General features: G+C 66.3%; 15 protein-coding genes. All 15 read right to left on the bottom strand.

What is annotated here, in order from left to right:
• Positions 1-116: 116 nt before the first annotated feature.
• Positions 117-317: a hypothetical protein gene (locus AB0E07_RS37545; protein ID WP_362262250.1), complete on the bottom strand. Its 201-nt coding sequence runs from the start codon at positions 315-317 to the stop codon at positions 117-119.
• Positions 318-752: 435 nt separating this feature from the next.
• The gene (locus AB0E07_RS37540; RefSeq protein ID WP_362262247.1) at positions 753-1,580 is read right to left on the bottom strand and encodes a hypothetical protein; all 828 of its coding nucleotides are present in this window, start codon (positions 1,578-1,580) and stop codon (positions 753-755) included.
• Between the two features lie 171 nt (positions 1,581-1,751).
• Entirely contained in the window at positions 1,752-2,945 is a 1,194-nt protein-coding gene (gene tuf, locus AB0E07_RS37535; RefSeq protein ID WP_361265053.1) for an elongation factor Tu, read from the bottom strand.
• Between the two features lie 156 nt (positions 2,946-3,101).
• Positions 3,102-5,228: an elongation factor G gene (fusA, locus tag AB0E07_RS37530; RefSeq protein ID WP_362262243.1), complete on the bottom strand. Its 2,127-nt coding sequence runs from the start codon at positions 5,226-5,228 to the stop codon at positions 3,102-3,104.
• A 39-nt stretch (positions 5,229-5,267) separates the two neighbouring features.
• Positions 5,268-5,738, bottom strand: a complete 471-nt coding sequence (gene rpsG, locus AB0E07_RS37525; RefSeq protein WP_003992340.1) for a 30S ribosomal protein S7 — start codon at positions 5,736-5,738, stop codon at positions 5,268-5,270.
• A 2-nt stretch (positions 5,739-5,740) separates the two neighbouring features.
• Positions 5,741-6,112, bottom strand: coding sequence for a 30S ribosomal protein S12 (gene rpsL, locus AB0E07_RS37520; RefSeq protein ID WP_003948652.1), 372 nt, complete (start codon positions 6,110-6,112; stop codon positions 5,741-5,743).
• A 313-nt stretch (positions 6,113-6,425) separates the two neighbouring features.
• Complete coding sequence (locus tag AB0E07_RS37515; protein ID WP_362262240.1) at positions 6,426-6,995, bottom strand: DUF1707 and DUF4190 domain-containing protein; 570 nt, start codon at positions 6,993-6,995, stop codon at positions 6,426-6,428.
• 192 nt (positions 6,996-7,187) lie between these two features.
• Entirely contained in the window at positions 7,188-11,087 is a 3,900-nt protein-coding gene (locus AB0E07_RS37510) for a DNA-directed RNA polymerase subunit beta' (protein ID WP_362262237.1), read from the bottom strand.
• A gap of 94 nt (positions 11,088-11,181) precedes the next feature.
• Positions 11,182-14,667, bottom strand: coding sequence for a DNA-directed RNA polymerase subunit beta (rpoB, locus tag AB0E07_RS37505; protein ID WP_362262234.1), 3,486 nt, complete (start codon positions 14,665-14,667; stop codon positions 11,182-11,184).
• Positions 14,668-15,258: 591 nt separating this feature from the next.
• Complete coding sequence (rplL, locus tag AB0E07_RS37500) at positions 15,259-15,639, bottom strand: 50S ribosomal protein L7/L12 (RefSeq protein WP_362262231.1); 381 nt, start codon at positions 15,637-15,639, stop codon at positions 15,259-15,261.
• A 124-nt stretch (positions 15,640-15,763) separates the two neighbouring features.
• A complete protein-coding gene (rplJ, locus tag AB0E07_RS37495) occupies positions 15,764-16,294 on the bottom strand; it encodes a 50S ribosomal protein L10 (RefSeq protein ID WP_362262228.1) in 531 nt (176 codons plus the stop codon).
• A 293-nt stretch (positions 16,295-16,587) separates the two neighbouring features.
• A complete protein-coding gene (locus AB0E07_RS37490) occupies positions 16,588-17,457 on the bottom strand; it encodes a DUF1396 domain-containing protein (RefSeq protein WP_362262226.1) in 870 nt (289 codons plus the stop codon).
• Positions 17,458-17,638: 181 nt separating this feature from the next.
• On the bottom strand, positions 17,639-18,364 hold the full coding sequence (gene rplA / locus AB0E07_RS37485; protein ID WP_362262223.1) for a 50S ribosomal protein L1: 726 nt from the start codon (positions 18,362-18,364) through the stop codon (positions 17,639-17,641).
• Between the two features lie 102 nt (positions 18,365-18,466).
• Entirely contained in the window at positions 18,467-18,901 is a 435-nt protein-coding gene (rplK, locus tag AB0E07_RS37480) for a 50S ribosomal protein L11 (RefSeq protein ID WP_028805116.1), read from the bottom strand.
• Positions 18,902-19,071: 170 nt separating this feature from the next.
• Complete coding sequence (nusG, locus tag AB0E07_RS37475) at positions 19,072-19,944, bottom strand: transcription termination/antitermination protein NusG (protein ID WP_362262221.1); 873 nt, start codon at positions 19,942-19,944, stop codon at positions 19,072-19,074.
• Positions 19,945-19,990: the final 46 nt, after the last annotated feature.

Genomic DNA, 19,990 nt, shown 5'->3' with positions numbered 1-19,990 from the left:
GGCCGATGCCCCGCCATACCGCAACCCCCGTCACGCGCACCTCAACAACACCCGTATGCACAAGTGAACATACAAGGCACGCCAGTTCGAGGCGAAGGAAGAAGGTGAATGCTCCGTCAGAGCCACTCCCCGTCGTCACCACTTCCCAGGTCCGCGGAGAACGCGCGCAGCACCACGACCAACTGCACCGGCGTCTCGGTGCCATCGTGCTTGACCCCGACGAGGAGAACCTTGTCGTTCACTCGCCAGGCCGTGTGCTCGATGTAGTCGGCGCCGCCGGTCAGGCCCTCGTCGGCGAACTCCAGGCGTCCGGCCAATCCTGACTCCAACTGCGCCGCGCAGGAGGGCAGTTCAGCACAAGCAGCGTCCTAGGCATCGTCGCTCCAGGCATCCGGGGCGGACCACTCGACCTCGCCCTCGACCTCGCGATGCCACACCGTGAACTCCACCTGCACCCAGGGGGCCGTCCCCCTGGATCCAGGCGTGCGCGTTGCCCTTGCGCCATGTCGTCGCCCAGGGCTTCGCCGGATTCCGACGCTCGCCCGCCCAGCCCGCAGCGGCCAGCACCGAGGTCACTCCCGAGCCGGTTCCTCGACCCCGATCTCCCGCGGCGTGCCGTCCCGCTCGTCCCACTCCGCGACGAGCCACACCCCGTCCCCGACCACTTGGATGTACGTGTCCATGGCACGACCGCTGAACCGCCCCTCTCGGTTCCAGTGCTGAACCACGGGGTCCAGGGATGGCCCGGAGCCTCAGCGCACGTCTACGAAATCGACCGCGCTCTTCGTGGCGCCGGTCGCCGTGTTGCCGTTGTAGAGCCAGCGCCAGTAGCCGTCGACGGACGCGGTGACCGTCGCGTTCACCGAGCCGGTGCCGCTGGAGGTGACCGTCCTGACGGTCTTGTAGGTCGAGGTGCCCTTCTCACGGAACTGAAGCCGCACCGTACGGCCGCCGTAGCCGTCGTACTTCTTGGTGCTCCAGTTGGCGCGGGTCAGCTTGCCCGTGACGGTGATCTTCTTGCCCTTGGTGACCGGTTCGGGGCTCGCGTTCACCGTGAGCTTCGACGCCCGCCTCAGCTGGACGGTCGCGGTGCGCTTCTCCAGCTCGCCGGCAGCGAGATTGCCGTTGGCCTTGAACAGGAGCAGCGACACACCGACCTTCCAGGTGGTGGCGTCACTGTTGGAGTCGACGTGCTCCTGGCTCGGGTGGGGATCGATGTGCAGGTTCCCCTCGCACTCGGCCTTCTTGGAGCTCTGCTCATAGCAGGTGTATCCGCCCGGACCGATGTAATCGTCCCCGCTGTTGGCGGCGGCACTGATATCGCCGCGGTAGAGGAAGGGGTGCGCGTCGTACCGGAACGGGTCGCTCGTGCTGTACCCGGAGGGCAGCGTAAAACTGAAGCTGAGGGACGGCTCGACCTCCTTGGTCGTGCCGACCACGATCGGCTCACCGTCATTGATGACGATGTTCGACACCGTGATCCCGGTGTCCTTGGCCTGGGCCGCCGGGGCGTTGAGCACGGAGAGCGCGAGTGCGCCCGTCAGCCCGGCCGCAACAGCCGTGGGTCTGCCAGATCTCATACGTACCTCGTGTGGTGATGCGGTGCGGAAAGAGCAGCAGCGTACTCAACTCCGTGATCTTGCAGGACGGCCGGGGCACCTCACTCCACGGGAACGCGAAAAGGCCCGCACGACCGAAGTCGTACGGGCCCCTTCCGGAGACCTAAGGGTCTACCAGGTCAATCAACAGACTTACTTGTTGATCTTGGTGACCTGGCCGGCGCCCACGGTCCGGCCACCCTCACGGATGGCGAACTTCAGGCCCTCTTCCATGGCGATGGGCTGGATGAGCTCCACCTTCATCTCGGTGTTGTCACCCGGCATCACCATCTCGGTGCCCTCGGGGAGGGTCACAACGCCCGTCACGTCCGTCGTACGGAAGTAGAACTGCGGACGGTAGTTGTTGAAGAACGGCGTGTGGCGGCCACCCTCGTCCTTGGACAGGATGTAGGCCTGCGCCTCGAACTCGGTGTGCGGGGTGACCGAGCCCGGCTTGATGATGACCTGACCGCGCTCGACGTCCTCGCGCTTGATGCCGCGGAGCAGCAGACCGACGTTCTCACCGGCCTGGCCCTCGTCGAGCAGCTTGCGGAACATCTCGATACCGGTGACCGTGGTGGTGGTCTTCTCGGTCTTGATGCCGATGATGTCGACGGTCTCGTTGACCTTCAGGACACCACGCTCGATACGGCCGGTGACGACCGTACCGCGACCGGTGATCGTGAAGACGTCCTCGATGGGCATGAGGAACGGCTTGTCGACGTCGCGCTCCGGCTCCGGGATGGCGGTGTCGACGGCGGACATCAGGTCCAGGACCGACTGGCCCCACTCCTTGTCGCCCTCGAGCGCCTTGAGCGCGGAGACCTTGACGACCGGAACGTCGTCGCCCGGGAACTCGTACTCGGAGAGCAGCTCACGGACCTCGAGCTCGACGAGCTCCAGGATCTCCTCGTCGTCCACCATGTCGGCCTTGTTCAGGGCGACGACGATGTACGGAACGCCGACCTGGCGGGCCAGGAGCACGTGCTCCTTGGTCTGCGGCATCGGGCCGTCGGTGGCGGCGACCACGAGGATGGCGCCGTCCATCTGAGCGGCACCCGTGATCATGTTCTTGATGTAGTCCGCGTGACCGGGGCAGTCGACGTGGGCGTAGTGACGGGTCTCCGTCTGGTACTCGACGTGCGCGATGGAGATGGTGATACCGCGCTGGCGCTCCTCAGGAGCCTTGTCGATCTGGTCGAACGCCGAGGCCTCGTTCAGGTCCGGGAACGCGTCGTGCAGCACCTTGGTAATGGCGGCCGTGAGGGTCGTCTTACCGTGGTCGATGTGACCGATGGTGCCGATGTTGACGTGCGGCTTAGTCCGCTCGAACTTCGCCTTCGCCACTGGGGTCCTCCTGTGGAGTGGTTCTGAACGCCTTGCTTCATCGGCGCCAGGTGATCTTTGCTGGAAAGCCCGGGCCCGGGGGCACTCTCACCACGATTGCGGTGGAATGCCCCACGAGGCTCCGGAGTCAAGCCTAAAGCGTGTGAACGCGGTGCGTTACTCGCCCTTGGCCTTCGCGATGATCTCCTCGGCGACGTTCCGCGGAACCTCGGCGTAGGAGTCGAACTGCATGGAGTAGCTCGCACGGCCGGACGTCTTGCTGCGCAGGTCGCCGACGTAGCCGAACATCTCCGAGAGGGGCACGAGGCCCTTCACGACGCGGGCACCGGCCCGCTCCTCCATGGCCTGGATCTGGCCACGGCGGGAGTTGATGTCGCCGATGACCTCACCCATGTAGTCCTCGGGCGTGGTGACCTCGACGGCCATCATCGGCTCAAGGAGCACGGGCGAAGCCTTGCGCGCGGCCTCCTTGAAGGCCTGCGAACCGGCGATCTTGAACGCGAGCTCGGAGGAGTCGACCTCGTGGTAGCCGCCGTCGAGAAGCGTGACGCGGACGCCCGTCATCTCGTAGCCGGCCAGGATGCCGAACTGCATGGCCTCCTGAGCACCGGCGTCCACCGAAGGGATGTACTCCTTCGGGATACGGCCACCGGTGACCTTGTTCACGAACTCGTACGAGGCGTCGCCGCCCTCGATCGGCTCGATCGCGATCTGCACCTTGGCGAACTGGCCGGTACCACCAGTCTGCTTCTTGTGCGTGTAGTCGAGGCGCTCGACGGCCTTGCGGATCGTCTCGCGGTAGGCGACCTGCGGCTTGCCGACGTTGGCCTCGACCTTGAACTCACGGCGCATACGGTCGACCAGCACCTCAAGGTGCAGCTCGCCCATACCACCGATGATGGTCTGGCCCGTCTCCTCGTCCGAGTGGACCTGGAACGACGGGTCCTCCTCGGCCAGGCGCTGGATCGCGACGCCCAGCTTCTCCTGGTCGCCCTTCGACTTGGGCTCGATGGCGACCTGGATGACCGGCGCCGGGAAGTCCATGGACTCCAGGATCACCGGCTGCTTGTCGTCGGACAGCGTCTCACCGGTGGTGGTCTGCTTCAGGCCCATGACGGCGACGATGTCGCCGGCGCCCACCGACTCGATCTCCTCACGCTTGTTCGCGTGCATGCGGTAGATCTTGCCGATGCGCTCCTTCTTGCCCTTGACGGAGTTCAGCACGGCGGTGCCGGACTCCAGGCGACCGGAGTAGATCCGGACGAAGGTGAGCTTGCCGAGGTGCGGGTCGCTCATGATCTTGAACGCCAGAGCCGACAGGGGCTCCTCGTCGGACGGCTTGCGCTTGACGACGACCTCGGGGTCCTTGACGTCGTGGCCCTCGATGGCCTCGACGTCGAGCGGGGTCGGCAGGTAGCGCACGACCGCGTCGAGCAGGGGCTGAACGCCCTTGTTCTTGAACGCGGTGCCGCAGAACACCGGGGTGACCGTGGTGTCCTTCGACTTGCCGGACGCGATGGTGATACGACGGATCGCGGCGTACAGCTGCTCCTCGGTGGGCTCCTGGCCCTCCAGGTACAGCTCCATGATCTCTTCGTCGTTCTCGGCGACGCCCTCGATCAGCTTGCCGCGGTACTCCTCGGCAGCCTCGGTGTGCGTGGCCGGGATGTCGACGACGTCGTACATCTCGCCCTTGGCGGCCTCGGCGGACCACACGAGCGCCTTCATGCGGACCAGGTCCACGACGCCCTTGAAGTCGGCCTCGGCACCGATCGGGAGCTGCATGACGAGCGGCTGGGCGCCCAGACGGTCCGAGATCATGTCCACGCAGCGGTGGAACTCGGCGCCGGTACGGTCCAGCTTGTTCACGAAGCAGATGCGCGGCACGCCGTAACGGTCGGCCTGACGCCACACCGTCTCGGACTGCGGCTCAACACCGGCGACACCGTCGAACACCGTGACGGCACCGTCGAGGACGCGGAGCGAACGCTCCACCTCGACCGTGAAGTCGACGTGTCCCGGGGTGTCGATGATGTTGATCGTGTAGTCGTTGTCCTCAAGCGGCCAGTGACAGGTGGTGGCAGCAGAGGTGATCGTGATGCCACGCTCCTGCTCCTGCTCCATCCAGTCCATGGTGGCGGCGCCGTCGTGGACCTCACCGATCTTGTAGCTGACGCCGGTGTAGAAGAGGATCCGCTCGGTGGTGGTCGTCTTGCCCGCGTCGATGTGGGCCATGATCCCGATGTTGCGGACCCTGGCCAGGTCAAGTGAAGTGGTAGCCATAAGGCTTCAGTCTTCTCTCGGTCTCGATGGGGGTAGCGACTACCAGCGGTAGTGCGCGAAGGCCTTGTTGGACTCGGCCATCTTGTGGGTGTCCTCGCGCTTCTTGACGGCCGCACCGAGGCCGTTCGAAGCGTCGAGAAGCTCGTTGAGCAGGCGCTCGGTCATCGTCTTCTCGCGACGGGCGCGGGAGTAGCCGACCAGCCAGCGCAGCGCGAGCGTGTTGGCGCGACCGGGCTTGACCTCGATCGGAACCTGGTACGTCGCACCACCGACACGGCGGGACTTGACCTCAAGGGTCGGCTTGATGTTCTCCAGCGCGCGCTTCAGCGTGATGATCGGGTCGTTGCCCGTCTTCTCACGCAGACCCTCCATGGCGCCGTAGACGATGCGCTCGGCGGTGGAGCGCTTGCCGTTCAGCAGCACCTTGTTGATGAGGGAGGTCACCAGAGGAGAACCGTAGACCGGGTCGATGATGACCGGGCGCTTCGGGGCGGGGCCCTTACGAGGCATTCTTACTTCTCCTTCTTGGCGCCGTAGCGGCTGCGGGCCTGCTTGCGGTTCTTGACACCCTGGGTGTCGAGGGAACCGCGGATGATCTTGTAGCGAACACCCGGCAGGTCCTTCACACGGCCACCACGCACGAGCACGATGGAGTGCTCCTGCAGGTTGTGTCCCTCACCCGGAATGTAAGCGGTGACCTCGATCCCGCTGGTCAGACGCACACGCGCGACCTTACGCAGGGCCGAGTTCGGCTTCTTCGGGGTGGTCGTGAACACACGCGTGCAGACGCCGCGACGCTGGGGCGAACCCTCAAGTGCGGGCGTCTTGTTCTTCTCGACCTTGTCCTGCCGGCCCTTACGGACCAGCTGCTGGATCGTAGGCACTACTTCTCCGGTTTCTGTGTGCCGAATGGTGAAGCTAACCTGGAACGTCGCCGACCCACGCGGTCGGGTGTGTCGAATCCGGCGGACTCCCGCCGCGAGGCGGAGAGGGCGCAGATTGCGGTGGCCGGTGGAGGCTCGCCATGCGGTTGAAGGCACGCACGAGAGCCAGGGCACACCCCAGGCACAAGGTCTGAGCGTACCTACCTCATTCGCTGCGGTCAAAACAAATGAGGCCCGCTCACATCCCGGCACAGGTCATGTCAAGACCGCCCGCCGTATTCGATCTTCGAATCGGCGATTCCGATCTTGGAATCTACGATCCGGACACCGCGGCCGCGACCATCAGCAGCGTCAGGAACAGGGCCCAGCCGGCCGTCGAGATCCAGCCCAGCACCAGCCCGGTGACCGCCAGCGCGTCGCCGGCCTCACCGGTCCGCCGTATCTCCGCCCGCGCCGAGTGCCCCAGAATGACCGCGGGTATGCCTGTGAGCCCGAAACTGACCACACACAGCATTCCGCACACCCCGGCGCCGACGGCCTTGCCGTTGGTCCCCCGCTGCGGCAGAGGCAGGGGCAGGGCCACGAAGGGCGCCGCGTGCGGCATGGGCCCGTTGGGCAGGTCCGCGACCAGCAGCCCCAGTTCGCCCAGCGTCCGGGCCGCGTAGGCCCGCGCCACCCGCTTCTCGAACTCGTCCCGCTCCAGCCGCCCCTCGGCGAACCCGGCCCGCAGCACGTCCACGGCCCGCTCCCGGTCCGCGTGCGAGGCGAGCATGGCCGCATGACCGCCCCCTGGACCACCCGGGCCGCCAGGACCCCCGCCCCACGGCTGGGGCGGCCCACCACCGTGCCACGGCTGCCACGGCTGCCACGCCGGCTGGCTCATGGAGCACCTCCCCGCAGTTGACCGGAGTCCCTCCATGATGCGCCGGTCCCGCAGTCCAGGCACCGGTCATGAACCCGGATAAAACCCGGATTCGGCCCCGCAGACACCCGGAGACACCCGGACACGCCCCGAACACGCCGAGGGGCGGCCACCCCGCAGGGTGACCGCCCCTCGACTCAAGCGGACGCTCGCTTACTGGTTGTACGGACCGTAGTCGTAGTCCTCCAGCGGAACGGCCTGGCCGGAGCCGGTGCCGAACGGCGAGTAGTCGATGTCGTCGTAGCCGACGGCCGAGTACATCGCGGCCTTGGCCTCCTCGGTCGGCTCGACCCGGATGTTGCGGTAGCGGGACAGACCCGTACCGGCCGGGATGAGCTTACCGATGATGACGTTCTCCTTGAGGCCGATGAGCGAGTCGGACTTGGCGTTGATCGCCGCGTCCGTGAGGACTCGCGTCGTCTCCTGGAAGGACGCCGCCGACAGCCAGGACTCCGTGGCCAGCGAGGCCTTGGTGATACCCATGAGCTGCGGACGACCGGAGGCCGGGTGACCGCCCTCCTGCACCACACGACGGTTCTCGGTCTCGAACTTCGAGCGCTCGACCAGCTCGCCGGGCAGCAGCTCGGCGTCGCCGGACTCGATGATCGTCACACGGCGCAGCATCTGCCGGATGATGATCTCGATGTGCTTGTCGTGGATCGACACACCCTGCGAGTTGTAGACCTTCTGGACCTCGCCGACCAGGTGGACCTGGACGGCACGCTGACCCAGGATGCGCAGCACGTCGTGCGGGTTGGTGGCACCCACGGTGAGCTGCTGGCCCACCTCGACGTGGTCGCCCTCACGGACCAGGACCTTGGCACGCTTCGAGATCGGGAACGCCGTCTCGTCGCTGCCGTCGTCCGGGGTGACGACGAGCTTCTTGGTCTTCTCGGTCTCCTCGATCCGCACGCGGCCGGAGGCCTCGGAGATCGGGGCGACACCCTTCGGGGTACGGGCCTCGAAGAGCTCGACGACACGGGGCAGACCCTGGGTGATGTCGTCACCGGCCACACCACCGGTGTGGAAGGTACGCATCGTCAGCTGGGTACCGGGCTCACCGATGGACTGGGCGGCGATGATGCCGACCGCCTCACCGATGTCGACCAGCTTGCCGGTGGCCAGCGAGCGGCCGTAGCACATGGCGCAGGTGCCGACGGCGGACTCGCAGGTCAGGACCGAGCGGGTCTTGACCGTCTGGACGCCGTACTTGACCAGCTCGTCGATGAGCACGTCACCGAGGTCGGTACCGGCCGGGGCCAGCACCTTGCCGTCGACGACGATGTCCTCGGCGAGGCAGCGCGCGTACACGGACGTCTCGACGTTGTCCGCCTTGCGCAGCACGCCGTCCGCACCGCGCTCGGCGATGTCGAGCTTCAGACCGCGGTCGGTGCCGCAGTCCTCCTCGCGGATGATGACGTCCTGCGAGACGTCCACCAGACGACGGGTCAGGTAACCCGAGTCGGCGGTACGCAGGGCGGTGTCCGCCAGACCCTTACGGGCACCGTGCGTGGAGATGAAGTACTCCAGCACGGACAGGCCCTCACGGAAGGACGCCTTGATGGGACGCGGGATGGTCTCGTTCTTGGCGTTCGACACCAGACCACGCATACCGGCGATCTGCCGCATCTGCATCATGTTTCCTCGGGCACCCGAGTCAACCATCATGAAGATGGGGTTCGTCTTGGGGAAGTTCTCGTTCATCGCCTCGGCGACCTCGTTGGTCGCCTTGGTCCAGATGTTGATCAGTTCCTGAGTGCGCTCTTCCTTGGTGATGAGACCGCGCTCGTACTGCTTCTGGACCTTCTCGTCCTGCGCCTCGTAGCCGCGGACGATCTCCTTCTTCGCCTCGGGAACGACGACGTCGGAGATGGCGACGGTGACACCGGAACGGGTCGCCCAGTAGAAACCGGACGCCTTCAGGTTGTCGAGCGTCGCCGCCACGATGACCTTGGGGTAGCGCTCGGCGAGGTCGTTGACGATCTCGGAGAGCTGCTTCTTGCCCACCGAGTAGTCGACGAACGGGTAGTCCTCGGGCAGCAGCTCGTTGAAGAGCGCACGGCCGAGCGTGGTCTTCAGACGGAAGCTGTCACCCTGCTGCCACTCCGGCTCGCCCTCCTCGCGCACCGGCGGGGTCCAGCCGCGCGGCGGGATGGTGCCCACCGGGAAGCGGATGTCGATCTGCGACTGAAGCGCCAGCTCGCCGGCGTCGAACGCCATGATCGCCTCGGCCGTGGAGCCGAAGGAACGGCCCTCGCCCTTGGTGTCACGCAGCTCGCCGTCGGTGGTGAGGAAGAACAGACCGAGGACCATGTCCTGGGTCGGCATCGTCACCGGACGGCCGTCGGCGGGCTTGAGGATGTTGTTCGAGGACAGCATCAGGATGCGGGCCTCGGCCTGCGCCTCCGCGGAGAGCGGCAGGTGCACGGCCATCTGGTCACCGTCGAAGTCCGCGTTGAAGGCGGTGCAGACGAGCGGGTGGATCTGGATGGCCTTGCCCTCGACCAGCTGCGGCTCGAAGGCCTGGATGCCGAGGCGGTGCAGGGTGGGAGCACGGTTCAGCAGCACCGGGTGCTCGGCGATGACCTCTTCGAGGACGTCGTACACGACCGTGCGGCCGCGCTCCACCATGCGCTTGGCGCTCTTGATGTTCTGCGCGTGGTTCAGGTCGACCAGGCGCTTCATCACGAACGGCTTGAAGAGCTCCAGCGCCATCGCCTTCGGCAGACCGCACTGGTGCAGCTTGAGCTGCGGACCGACGACGATCACGGAACGCGCGGAGTAGTCCACACGCTTGCCGAGCAGGTTCTGACGGAATCGACCCTGCTTGCCCTTCAGCATGTCGCTGAGGGACTTCAGCGGGCGGTTACCGGGACCGGTGACCGGGCGACCACGACGACCGTTGTCGAAGAGGGCGTCAACGGCCTCCTGAAGCATGCGCTTCTCGTTGTTGACGATGATCTCGGGCGCGCCGAGGTCGAGGAGCCTCTTCAGACGGTTGTTGCGGTTGATCACACGGCGGTACAGGTCGTTCAGGTCGGAGGTCGCGAAGCGGCCACCGTCCAGCTGCACCATCGGGCGAAGGTCCGGCGGGATGACCGGCACGCAGTCGAGCACCATGCCCTTGGGGCTGTTGCTGGTCTGCAGGAACGCGGAGACGACCTTGAGGCGCTTGAGCGCACGGGTCTTCTTCTGGCCCTTGCCGGTACGGATGATCTCGCGGAGCTTCTCGGCCTCCTCGTCGAGGTCGAAGGACTCCAGGCGCTTCTGCAGCGCCGCGGCACCCATCGAGCCGTCGAAGTACGTGCCGAAGCGGTCACGCAGCTCGCGGTAGAGGAGCTCGTCGCCCTCCAGGTCCTGGACCTTGAGGTTCTTGAACCGGGTCCAGACCTCGTCGAGGCGGTCGATCTCGCGCTGCGCGCGGTCGCGCAGCTGCTTCATCTCACGCTCGGCACCCTCGCGCACCTTGCGGCGCACGTCGGCCTTGGCGCCCTCGGCCTCCAGCTCGGCCAGGTCGGTCTCGAGCTTCTTGGCGCGGGCCTCGAGGTCGGCGTCGCGACGGTTCTCGATCTGCTGACGCTCCACGGAGACGTGCGCCTCCAGGGAGGGCAGGTCGCGCGTACGGCGCTCCTCGTCGACGAACGTGATCATGTACGCCGCGAAGTAGATGACCTTCTCAAGGTCCTTCGGAGCCAGGTCGAGCAGGTAGCCCAGCCGGCTCGGGACACCCTTGAAGTACCAGATGTGCGTGACGGGAGCGGCCAGCTCGATGTGGCCCATCCGCTCACGGCGCACCTTGGCCCGGGTCACCTCGACGCCGCAGCGCTCACAGATGATGCCCTTGAAGCGGACGCGCTTGTACTTGCCGCAGTAGCACTCCCAGTCCCGGGTCGGACCGAAGATCTTCTCGCAGAAGAGTCCGTCCTTTTCCGGCTTCAGGGTGCGGTAGTTGATGGTCTCGGGCTTCTTGACCTCGCCGTGGCTCCACTGACGGATGTCGTCAGCGGTGGCCAGACCGATCCGGAGCTCGTCGAAGAAGTTGACGTCGAGCACTATGCGTCAATCCCTCTCAGGGTTGTAAGTCATGGGGTCTGATACGGGGGTCCTGGGGCCGGCGGCCTTCATGGCGAAGGCCGCCGGACTCCCGTCAGACCTCTTCGACGCTGCTCGGCTCGCGCCGGGACAGGTCGATGCCAAGCTCCTCCGCAGCGCGGAAGACATCCTCGTCGGTGTCGCGCATCTCGATGGACATGCCGTCCGAGGACAGCACCTCCACGTTGAGGCACAGGGACTGCATCTCCTTGATGAGCACCTTGAAGGACTCGGGGATGCCGGGCTCGGGGATGTTCTCGCCCTTGACGATGGCCTCGTAGACCTTCACGCGGCCGGTGACGTCGTCGGACTTGATGGTCAGCAGCTCCTGGAGGGCGTAGGCGGCGCCGTAAGCCTCCAGCGCCCACACCTCCATCTCACCGAACCGCTGGCCACCGAACTGAGCCTTACCACCCAGCGGCTGCTGGGTGATCATCGAGTACGGACCGGTCGACCGGGCGTGCAGCTTGTCGTCGACCAGGTGGTGCAGCTTCAGGATGTACATGTAGCCGACCGAGATCGGGTCCGGGAACGGCTCACCGCTGCGGCCGTCGAACAGCCGCGCCTTGCCGGACGGGAGCACCATGCGCTCGCCGTCGCGGTTGGGGATGGTGTGCTGGAGCAGACCGGCCAGCTCGTCCTCGCGCGCACCGTCGAAGACCGGGGTCGCGACGTTGGTGCCCGGAGCGACGGAGTCGGCGCCGATCGCCTGGAGGCGCTCGGCCCACTCGTCGGCGAGCCCGGAGACGTCCCAGCCGCGGCTGGCGAGCCAGCCCAGGTGGATCTCCAGGACCTGTCCCGGGTTCATTCGGGACGGGACACCGAGCGGGTTGAGGATGATGTCGACCGGAGTGCCGTCCTCCAGGAACGGCATGTCCTCGATCGGCAGGATCTTGGAGATGACGCCCTTGTTGCCGTGACGGCCGGCGAGCTTGTCACCGTCGGTGATCTTGCGCTTCTGCGCGACGTAGACGCGCACCAGCTGGTTCACACCGGGAGGCAGCTCGTCGCCCTCCTCGCGGTCGAAGACGCGCACGCCGATGATCTTGCCGATCTCGCCGTGCGGCACCTTCAGGGAGGTGTCACGGACCTCGCGGGCCTTCTCACCGAAGATCGCGCGGAGCAGGCGCTCCTCGGGGGTCAGCTCGGTCTCGCCCTTCGGGGTGACCTTGCCGACGAGGATGTCACCGGCGACGACCTCGGCACCGATCCGGATGATGCCGCGCTCGTCGAGGTCGGCGAGGACCTCCTCGGAGACGTTCGGGATGTCCCGGGTGATCTCCTCGGGGCCGAGCTTGGTGTCACGGGCGTCGACCTCGTGCTCCTCGATGTGGATCGAGGAGAGGACGTCGTCCTGCACGAGGCGCTGCGACAGGATGATCGCGTCCTCGTAGTTGTGACCCTCCCACGGCATGAACGCGACCAGCAGGTTCTTGCCGAGCGCCATCTCGCCGTTCTCGGTGGCCGGACCGTCGGCCAGGACCTGGCCCTCGATGATCCGGTCGCCCTCGTTGACGATGACCTTCTGGTTGACCGAGGTGCCCTGGTTGGAGCGGGCGAACTTGGCCAGGCGGTACGTGATGTACGTGCCGTCGTCGTTGGCGGTGGTGATGTAGTCCGCGGAGACCTCCTGGACCACACCCGCCTTCTCCGCCTTGACCACGTCACCGGCGTCGACGGCGGAGCGGTACTCCATGCCGGTGCCGACGAGCGGGGACTCGGACTTAATCAGCGGCACGGCCTGACGCATCATGTTCGCGCCCATGAGGGCACGGTTGGCGTCGTCGTGCTCCAGGAAGGGGATCATGGCGGTCGCGACCGACACCATCTGGCGCGGCGAGACGTCCATGTAGTCCACGTCCTCGGGGCCGACGTAGTCGACCTCGCCGCCACGACGGCGGACCAGCACGCGGGCCTCGGCGAAGCGCATGTCGTCGCCGAGCGTGGCGTTGGCCTGCGCGATGACGAAGCGGTCCTCCTCGTCGGCGGTCAGGTAGTCGACCTCGTCGGTGACCTGTCCGTCGACGACCTTGCGGTACGGGGTCTCGACGAAACCGAACGCGTTGACGCGGCCGTAGGAGGCGAGCGAGCCGATCAGACCGATGTTCGGGCCTTCGGGGGTCTCGATCGGGCACATGCGGCCGTAGTGCGAGGGGTGCACGTCACGGACCTCGAAGCCGGCCCGCTCACGGGAGAGACCACCCGGGCCAAGAGCCGACAGACGGCGCTTGTGGGTGAGACCCGACAGCGGGTTGTTCTGGTCCATGAACTGCGACAGCTGGCTGGTGCCGAAGAACTCCTTGATGGAGGCGACGACCGGCCGGATGTTGATCAGGGTCTGCGGCGTGATCGCCTCGACGTCCTGGGTCGTCATGCGCTCACGCACGACGCGCTCCATACGAGCCAGACCCGTACGGACCTGGTTCTGGATGAGCTCGCCGACGCTGCGCAGACGACGGTTGCCGAAGTGGTCGATGTCGTCGGTCTCGACGACGATCGTGCCGCCGCTGTCCCCAGTGGTCTCGGTCTCGCCGGCGTGCAGCTTGACCAGGTACTTGATCGTCGAGATGACGTCCTCGACGGTCAGGACACCCGCGTCCAGCGGAGCGTCGGCGCCCAGCTTCTTGTTGACCTTGTAGCGGCCGACCTTGGCCAGGTCGTAGCGCTTGGGGTTGAAGTACAGGTTCTCCAGCAGCGTCTGCGCGGCCTCACGCGTGGGGGGCTCGCCCGGACGCAGCTTGCGGTAGATGTCGAGCAGCGCGTCGTCCTGGCCCTGGGTGTGGTCCTTCTCCAGGGTGGCGCGCATGGACTCGTACTCGCCGAACTCCTCAAGAATCTGCTCGGTGGTCCAGCCGAGCGCCTTGAGCAGGACGGTGACGGACTGCTTGCGCTTGCGGTCGATGCGGACACCGACCATGTCGCGCTTGTCGATCTCCATCTCCAGCCAGGCACCCCGGGACGGGATGATCTTGGCCGAGAAGATGTCCTTGTCGGACGTCTTGTCGATGGAGGAGTCGAAGTAGACACCGGGCGAGCGAACCAGCTGGGACACCACGACACGCTCGGTGCCGTTGATGACGAAGGTGCCCTTGTTGGTCATGAGCGGGAAGTCGCCCATGAAGACCGTCTGGGACTTGATCTCGCCGGTCTCGTTGTTGGTGAACTCTGCCGTCACGAAGAGCGGAGCGGCGTACGTGAAGTCGCGCTCCTTGCACTCGTCGATGCTGTTCTTCGGCGGCTCGAAGCGGTGGTCGCGGAAGGTCAGCGACATCGACCCGGAGAAGTCCTCGATCGGGGAGATCTCCTCGAAGATCTCCTCCAGACCGGACTTGGTGGGGACGTCCTGACCGGACTCCAGAGCCTCCTCGACCCGACTCTGCCACGCGGTGTTCCCGAGCAGCCAGTCAAAGCTCTCGGTCTGCAGCGCGAGCAGGTTGGGAACCTCGAGGGGCTCCTTGATCTTTGCAAAGGAGATGCGCAGCGGGGCGGTGCTGGCGCCGTTGTTCGTATTCGCGTTCGAGGCAGTGCGCGAGGCGGCCAAGAGGGGGTCCTTCCGAGGGCTCGGACTCACTACGCGCGTACCGGCCCCTCTCCGGGACACAGCGGACGGTCTTTCCCTCAGATGGCCGTTTGGCCAGGTCAGGGATGGTCCGGTCGTCTGTGCTCAGGTGAGGGCATGCCCCTGGTGACGGGCAGGGGACAGCTAACAGGCAGCGCAAAGGGTCAGTGTAGCCACTTGGCACACTGATGTCCAGTCCGGGTTTTTCCGAACCCTCTTAGCGACCCTCGTCGTCCTCAACGCCCTCGGCATGCCCGCCCTCGATGCACGTTGATACTGCCCTCTTCGCCGTCGATCCATGCCTCGGATTCGGACCGTTGTGACGACGCGTCCTGAGAATTGCGCGCTGCGTGCGGTTCGTCAAGACCTGTCTTGCCCAACCGGGGTCCCGCCGGAGACACGACGAAGATCACCATACCCCTCGTGACCTCAGGTGCAAGGCAACCGCGACCGCCCCTCCAGGAACGCCGAAGAGCGACCACCCGGATGGATGATCGCTCTTCGGTGCGCTCGCGTTACAGCCTTCTCAGGCCGCAATCAGCTCGCTGTGAGTCCGTGCGGACCCGTGAGGTCTTACTTGACCTCGACGGAGGCGCCGGCGCCCTTGAGGGACTCGGCGGCCTTCTCGGCGGCGTCCTTGGCGACCTTCTCGAGAACGGGCTTCGGGGCGCCGTCCACGAGGTCCTTGGCCTCCTTGAGACCCAGGGAGGTCAGCTCGCGCACGACCTTGATGACCTGGATCTTCTTGTCGCCGGCACCGGTGAGGATGACGTCGAACTCGTCCTTCTCCTCCTCGGCCTCGGCAACGGCGCCCGGGCCGGCCGGACCGGCGACGACGGTCGCGGCGGCGGCGGTGACGTCGAACTTCTCCTCGAACGCCTTCACGAACTCGGAGAGCTGGATGAGGGTCATCGTCTCGAACTCGGCGAGCAGTTCGTCCTGGGTGAGAGCCATGGTGGCTTTCCTTCCACTAATTCGGCTGGTGCCGGATGTACATGAATGGCGGGCGTACATTCGGCCCGCGACGACCGCTGCTTCAGGCGCGGGGCCTCAAGCGGCGATCATGATGCGAGCCGAATTACTCGGCACCGCCCTGCTCGTCCTGCTTGGCGCGAAGGGCGTCCACGGTGCGGACGAGCTTCGAGGGAAGCGCCTGGAAGAGCTGCGCAGTCTGCGTCTGCTTGCCCTTCATGGCGCCCGCCAGCTTGGCGAGCAGAACCTCGCGGGACTCAAGGTCCGCAAGCTTCTTGATCTCATCGGCGGACAGCGCCTTACCGTCAAGGACACCGCCCTTGATGATGAGGTTCGGGTTGTCCTTGGCGAAGTCACGAAGACCCTTCGCCGACTCCACCGGGTCACCGGTGACGAAGGCGACGGCAGTCGGACCAGCGAAGAGCTGGTCGTCCAGCGTGATCCCGGCCTCGTTGGCCGCAATCTTGGTCAGCGTGTTCTTCACCACGGCGTACTGGGCGTTCTCACCGAGCGAACGACGCAGCGTCTTGAGCTGCGCCACGGTGAGACCGCGGTACTCGGTCAGCACGGCAGCGCTGGAGCTGCGGAACTTGTCCGTCAGCTCGGCAACCGCGGCAGCCTTGTCGGGCCTCGCCATAGAGCCTCGGCCTCCTTCCGGGTGATTCGGACCGCGCGGACCCGAAGGAGGACTGGGGAAAACGAAACGCCCCGGCGCAGGCGCACGGGGCGTAGCTCAACCGGATGGGATTCCGCTGGAACGGAACCGATCCAGGAGCACTTCCACAGTCACCTGCGCGGGTCGTCCGCAGTTCAGCGGATCCTTCGGCCACCGCGCCCTCTTGCGAGCGCACGGCAACGACCAGCGGTCTTGGGCTTCTCAAGGAGAGTACGTGACCGGATCCCCGCGGGGCAAATCCGGTCCTGGGGCGCTCAGCCCTCCTCCATCTCCTGCATCATCTCGGCCAGGTCGAAGGTGTCCTGGGCGGGCGGCGCCTTCACGGTGACCGGCTGGTTGTAGTCGAGGAAGGTGATGGTCAGGTCGAGCGGGCCCTTGTCCCCCTCGCCCTTCACCCGGAACTGCTTGGTGTGGTCCTCGCCGTCGATCCACATGTCCATCGTGAGCGTCTCGATGCCCATGTCCTCGTACTGCTCAAGGCTCTTCTCGCGCTTCTCCCGGACGTCCTTGTCCTCGTCCTTCAGGGAGTCGCGGAGCGTGTCGAGGGGGACGGTGCCCTTGTAGTGGGTCGTCTCGACGCCGTCGACGGTCTCGGTGCCGACCTTCTCCAGGTCCTTGGAGCCGGTGAGGAGCGTGGAGTCGGCCGCCGGGTTCTGCTCGGCCTGGCTCGCCCCGGGCGCGCCCCCGCCGAGCGCGTCGTCGCCGAGCGCGGACATGTCGAACTTCATCCAGCTCTTGCCGTCCATTTCCTTGGCCATCTCGGGGTTGCCGCCGAGGTACATGGCCTTGTCGACGAGCCGGATCTCGACCGTGCCGTCCGCGCCCTCGTCGAGGGCGGTCATCTTCATGCTCATCGCCAGGTCGGGCTCCATGCGCATGCTGGCCTCGGCCTTGACCCGGCCCGTCTCCGGAACCTCGCCCGACATGCTGTAGCGCAGGGAGGTGATGTCGTCGGAGTTCTTGGCCGCCTCGGCCACGGCGGCCGCGGGAGTCATCTTCGGCGACTCCTCGGCGTCCCCCTTGGAACAGCTCACCGCGCCGGCGGCGAGGGCCACGGCGGCGAGCCCGGCGCCGAGGGCGCGGCGGTGCGTGGAGCGGCGTATGCGGCGTACGGACGTCTTCATCGATTCCCCCCAAGGAACACATGAGCGATGCACAGCGGAGCCGCGAGCGTAACCGATCACCGTGGAAGCGGTCCTCTCAATTCCGGGCCGCTGGGGCGCCGTTGGCGCCGGGGGGAACGGGAACGGGCCCCGCACCGGTGAAGGTGCGGGGCCCGTGACCGACTTCGGTGGGCCGTCAGGCTCAGACCGCGGCCGGGTCCTCCTCGACGAGGAGGTTGCGGGTGCGGTTCGAGTCGAGCGGAATGCCGGGGCCCATCGTGGTGCTGATGGCGGCCTTCTTGATGTAGCGACCCTTGGCGGCGGACGGCTTCAGACGGAGGATCTCCTCCAGGGCCGCGCCGTAGTTCTCCACCAGCTTGGTGTCGTCGAACGACGTCTTGCCGATGATGAAGTGCAGGTTCGAGTGCTTGTCGACGCGGAACTCGATCTTGCCGCCCTTGATGTCGTTGACAGCCTTGGCGACGTCCGGCGTCACGGTGCCGGTCTTCGGGTTCGGCATCAGACCACGCGGACCGAGCACGCGGCCGAGGCGGCCGACCTTGCCCATGAGGTCCGGGGTGGCGACGACGGCGTCGAAGTCCAGACGGCCCTTCGCCACCTCGTCGATCAGTTCGTCGGAGCCGACGATGTCGGCGCCCGCGGCCTCCGCGGCCGCAGCACGGTCACCGGTCGCGAAGACCAGGACCCGGGCAGTCTTGCCGGTGCCGTGCGGCAGGTTCACGGTGCCACGGACCATCTGGTCGGCCTTGCGCGGGTCGACACCCAGACGGAAGGCGACCTCGACGGTGCCGTCGAACTTGGACGTGGAGGTCTCCTTGGCGAGACGGACGGCCTCGAGCGGGGCGTAGAGCTTCTCCCGGTCGATCTTGGCGTCCGCAGCGCGGAGAGACTTGCTGCGCTTGCTCACTACTGCTCCTGGGGTTTCTTAGGAGTCGTGGTCGCGGGCCGAGCAGGCCCTACCACTCTGTCCTGGCTGTGCGGCTTTAGCCGCGTGGCGCGAAGGTGGGGATCAGCCCTCGACCGTGATGCCCATGGAACGGGCGGTGCCGGCGATGATCTTCGCGGCGGCGTCCAGGTCGTTGGCGTTGAGGTCGGGCATCTTGGTGGTGGCGATCTCGCGGACCTGCGCCTCGGTGATCTTGGCGACCTTGGTCTTGTGCGGCTCGCCGGAGCCCTTCTCGACACCAGCGGCCTTGAGGATCATCTTCGCGGCCGGCGGGGTCTTGGTGATGAAGGTGAAGGAACGGTCCTCGTAGACCGTGATCTCCACCGGGATGACCCAACCGCGCTGCGACTCGGTCGCGGCGTTGTACGCCTTGCAGAACTCCATGATGTTGACGCCGTGCTGACCCAGCGCGGGGCCGACCGGCGGAGCCGGGTTGGCGGCACCGGCCTGGATCTGGAGCTTGATGAGCCCCGTGACCTTCTTCTTCTTGGGAGGCATAGCTCTCCGGGTCCTTTCGATTCGGGTCCTGCCTGCGCGCGGGGACCACCCGAACGCAGGCATACCGCACAACGATAACGGGTATGGATGCGCGGTCAAAAACCGAGCAGGTCAGGCAGGACGCGGAAGCGCCCACCTGACCTGGTCGGAAGCGGTGCGGCCAGAGAGAACTAGTTCTTCTGGATCTGGTCGAACGACAGCTCGACCGGCGTCTCCCGGCCGAAGATCTCGACGAGACCCTTGACCTTCTTGGAGTCGGGGTTGATCTCGTTGATCGTGGCCTGGAGGGTGGCGAAGGGGCCGTCGGTGACGGTGACCGCGTCGCCGACCTCGAAGTCCAGCACCTGGACCTCGACCTTGCGCTGCGGCGCCGGCTTGCCCTCGGCCTCGGCCGCCTCACGGGCGGCCTTCTCCTCGGCCTCCGGGGCGAGCATCTTCACGATCTCGTCCAGCGTCAGCGGGTACGGGTCGTAGGCGTTGCCCACGAAGCCGGTGACGCCGGGGGTGTTGCGGACGACACCCCAGGACTCGTTGGTGAGGTCCATGCGGACCAGGACGTAGCCGGGGAGCTTGTTCTGGCGGATCGTCTTGCGGTCGCCGTTCTTGATCTGGACGACCTCTTCCTGCGGCACCTCGGCCTGGAAGATGTAGTCCTCGACGTTCAGCGAGACGGCGCGCTGCTCCAGGTTGGTCTTCACGCGGTTCTCGTAGCCGGCGTAGGTGTGGATCACGTACCACTCGCCGGGCAGGACCCGGAGTTCCTCGCGGAGGGCGGCGATGGGGTCGACCGGCTCCGCCGGCTCCTCCTCGGCCTCTTCGAGGTCGGCCTCGGCGGCCTCGTCCTCGACGTCCTCTTCGGTGACGTCCTCTTCGGTCTCGTCCTCGACGTGAACGGCCGCTTCCTCGGCGGGCTCGCCCGCGTCGGCGTCGGCAGCCTCGACCTCGTCCAGGTCCTCGTCCGCGCCCTCGACGATGTCGAGCTCGTCCTCCACGGACAGGGTCTCGTCCGGCTCGACGGCGTCGTTCAGGTTCTGGTCAGACACGGTGGCTGCTTCTTCCTGGGTACAGGGGGTGGAACACGCGAAAAGG

Origin of the sequence: Streptomyces sp. NPDC048002 (assembly GCF_040653275.1) — a bacterium.
Taxonomy (GTDB): Bacteria; Actinomycetota; Actinomycetes; order Streptomycetales; family Streptomycetaceae; genus Streptomyces.
The sequence above is the reverse complement of the archived record's forward strand: the minus strand, read 5'-3'. Positions and strand labels throughout refer to the sequence as shown.

Bases quoted from the DNA above. Each gene is read 5' to 3' on its own strand.
- AB0E07_RS37490 (WP_362262226.1), bottom strand. From the start codon at position 17,457: ATGAAGACGTCCGTACGCCGCATACGCCGCTCCACGCACCGCCGCGCC.
- rplK (WP_028805116.1), bottom strand. From the start codon at position 18,901: ATGCCTCCCAAGAAGAAGAAGGTCACGGGGCTCATCAAGCTCCAGATC.
- rpsG (WP_003992340.1), bottom strand. From the start codon at position 5,738: ATGCCTCGTAAGGGCCCCGCCCCGAAGCGCCCGGTCATCATCGACCCG.
- rplL (WP_362262231.1), bottom strand. From the start codon at position 15,639: ATGGCTCTCACCCAGGACGAACTGCTCGCCGAGTTCGAGACGATGACC.
- rplJ (WP_362262228.1), bottom strand. From the start codon at position 16,294: ATGGCGAGGCCCGACAAGGCTGCCGCGGTTGCCGAGCTGACGGACAAG.
- AB0E07_RS37515 (WP_362262240.1), bottom strand. From the start codon at position 6,995: ATGAGCCAGCCGGCGTGGCAGCCGTGGCAGCCGTGGCACGGTGGTGGG.
- fusA (WP_362262243.1), bottom strand. From the start codon at position 5,228: ATGGCTACCACTTCACTTGACCTGGCCAGGGTCCGCAACATCGGGATC.
- AB0E07_RS37540 (WP_362262247.1), bottom strand. From the start codon at position 1,580: ATGAGATCTGGCAGACCCACGGCTGTTGCGGCCGGGCTGACGGGCGCA.